The following is a 1,786-nucleotide window of genomic DNA, read 5'->3' on the forward strand; positions in this document are numbered from 1 at the left end:
CGGCGAGCTGTTCCGCCTTGAACGGCATGCCGTTGACCTGGTTGTACGAGCGGGCGTCGACCAGGTATTTCGCCCGGATCAGCGTGGCGAGCTGGCCGAGGTTCATCTCCGGGATCACGACCTTGTCGTACGACCTCAGCACCTCGCCGAGGTTGCCCGGGAACGGGTTGAGGTGGCGCAGGTGGGCCTGCGCGATGGGGATGCCGGCGCGGCGCAGTCGGCGTACGGCGGCGGTGATGGGGCCGTAGGTGGAGCCCCAGCCCAGGACGAGGGCGGTGGCGTGGTCGGGGTCGTCGACCTCGATGTCGGGGACGTCGATGCCGCCGATCTTGGCCTGGCGCAGGCGGACCATGCGGTCGTGGTTGGCGGGGGCGTAGGAGATGTTGCCGCTGCCGTCCTCTTTCTCGATGCCGCCGATGCGGTGTTCGAGGCCGGGGGTGCCGGGGACGGCCCAGGGGCGGGCCAGGGTGTGCGGGTCGCGCTTGTACGGCCAGAACACCTCCGTACCGTCGTCCAGCGTGTGGTTCGGGCCCTGCGCGAACTGCACCCGCAGATCCGGCAGCTCGTCGATCTCGGGGATGCGCCACGGCTCGGAACCGTTGGCCAGATAGCCGTCCGACAGCAGCATCACCGGCGTGCGGTAGGTGAGCGCGATCCGGGCCGCCTCCAGCGCCGCGTCGAAACAGTCCGCCGGGGTTCTCGGCGCGACCACGGGGACGGGCGCCTCGCCGTTGCGGCCGTACATGGCCTGGAGGAGGTCGGCCTGTTCGGTCTTGGTGGGCAGGCCGGTGGAGGGTCCGCCGCGCTGGATGTCCACGACGAGGAGCGGCAGTTCCAGGCTGACGGCGAGGCCGATGGTCTCGGACTTCAGGGCGACGCCGGGGCCGGAGGTGGTGGTCACGGCGAGGGAGCCGCCGAAGGCGGCGCCGAGCGCGGCGCCGATGCCGGCGATCTCGTCCTCGGCCTGGAAGGTGCGCACGCCGAAGTTCTTGTGCCGGCTCAGCTCGTGCAGGATGTCCGAGGCCGGGGTGATCGGGTAGGAGCCGAGGAACAGCGGCAGGTCGGCCTGGTGGGAGGCGGCGATCAGCCCGTAGGCGAGGGCGAGGTTGCCGGAGATGTTGCGGTAGGTGCCCACCGGGAAGGCGGTGGCGGCGGGGGCGACCTCGTAGGAGACGGCGAAGTCCTCGGTGGTCTCGCCGAAGTTCCAGCCCGCCCGGAACGCGGCGATGTTCGCCTCGGCGATCTGCGGCTTCTTCGCGAACTTCTGCTTCAGGAACTGCTCGGTGCCCTCGGTGGGCCGGTGGTACATCCAGCTCAGCAGCCCCAGCGCGAACATGTTCTTGCTGCGCTCGGCCTCCTTGCGGGACAGGTCGAACTCCTTCAGCGCCTCCACCGTCAGCGTCGTCAACGGCACCGGATGCAGGCTGTATCCGTCGAGGGAGCCGTCCTCCAGCGGCGAGGTCTCGTAGCCGACCTTCTGCATCGCCCGTTTGGTGAACTCGTCCGTGTCGACGATGATCTCCGCGCCGCGCGGCAGATCGCCCACGTTGGCCTTGAGAGCCGCGGGGTTCATCGCGACGAGCACGTTCGGCGCGTCGCCGGGGGTGAGGATGTCGTGGTCGGCGAAGTGCAGCTGGAAGCTGGAGACACCGGGCAGCGTGCCGGCGGGGGCGCGGATCTCGGCGGGGAAGTTCGGCAGCGTCGACAGGTCGTTGCCGAACGACGCCGTCTCCGAGGTGAACCGGTCGCCGGTGAGCTGCATACCGTCACCCGAGTCCCCCGCGAA

The 1,786-nt window shown here is 70.0% G+C and carries 1 protein-coding gene; it reads right to left on the minus strand.

The features are described 5' to 3' along the window. Window positions 1-1,786: 2-oxoacid:acceptor oxidoreductase subunit alpha (locus MTQ10_RS30150; protein ID WP_247473770.1), on the minus strand; the 1,786-nt coding region annotated here is incomplete at both ends.

Source organism: Streptomyces sp. XM83C (assembly GCF_023072675.1).
Lineage (GTDB): Bacteria > Actinomycetota > Actinomycetes > Streptomycetales > Streptomycetaceae > Streptomyces > Streptomyces thermocoprophilus.